We start from the raw sequence: 935 nt of genomic DNA on the forward strand, positions 1-935 counted from the left end.
AAAATGAGCCGTACAACGTTGCCAGGAAGTCCCGGGGAATTCCTTTTGAATGGCACGCTTTAGTCCTGCATGGGCATCAGAGGTCACCATGATTGGCTGCCTCAACCCACGATCCCTAAGCTCTCTAAAGAAAGAGGACCAGCTCTCTTCTGACTCTACCCCAGTGACTTTAAAGCCTAAAATCTCGCGTTTATTTTTTGAGTTCACCCCCTGAGCGATATACAAAGCTTTACTAACTACCCGCGATTCTTCATGGACCTTGAGATACAGCGCATCAACGTAAAGATAAGGAAACTTTTCATAAGTCAGCGAACGTTCCCGAAACTTCTTGATCTCAGGATCCAGGCGGGTCATGACACTTGAAACAAATGACTTTGAGACCTGCTCCCCGCACAGATTTTCAACAATATTTGTGACTTTGCGAGTTGAAACACCATTAACTACTGCTTCAACCATGCTTAAAACAAAAGCCTGATCAGACCTGCAGTATTTTTCAAAAAGCTGAGTTGAAAACTGCCCAGATCTGGTTCGTGGAACTCTCAGCTTGAGCTTGCCGATTGCCAAGCGAAAATCACGGTCATAGTAGCCATTTCGTGAATCAACCCGATCTTCACTACGCTCATAACGATTTGCTTTTAAGAATTGATCCCGTTCTGCTTCCATGTAAGCATTAAAAACAGCAATCGCAAGGCCCTTCATTCCTGTATTCATATCTGACTTTGTAATTGCCTCTGTTAATTCGTCGAAATCTAAGCTAATATTAAGTTGGGTCATATCATTTTCTCCGGTTCAATTTTTGTGTCTGCGAAACCACATTGATTGTATCATGGAAATGATATGATCTTTCTTTTTACACAATTATAAGGGCACAACTCCAAAGAAGGGGCCGAAGATCAGAGCTTGCGCTAATAAAAAAGGCTTCCGTTTAAATAAAC

Annotated in this window: 1 protein-coding gene; it reads right to left on the reverse strand. The window is 42.4% G+C overall.

Going from position 1 to position 935, the window contains the following annotated elements; genetic code table 11:
* On the reverse strand, window positions 1-774 hold a 774-nt coding region (locus tag LFYK43_RS12160; RefSeq protein ID WP_229718039.1), incomplete at its 3' end, for an IS256 family transposase.
* Between the last annotated feature and the right edge of the window lie 161 nt (window positions 775-935).

Origin of the sequence: Ligilactobacillus salitolerans (assembly GCF_003864415.1) — a bacterium.
Lineage (GTDB): Bacteria > Bacillota > Bacilli > Lactobacillales > Lactobacillaceae > Ligilactobacillus > Ligilactobacillus salitolerans.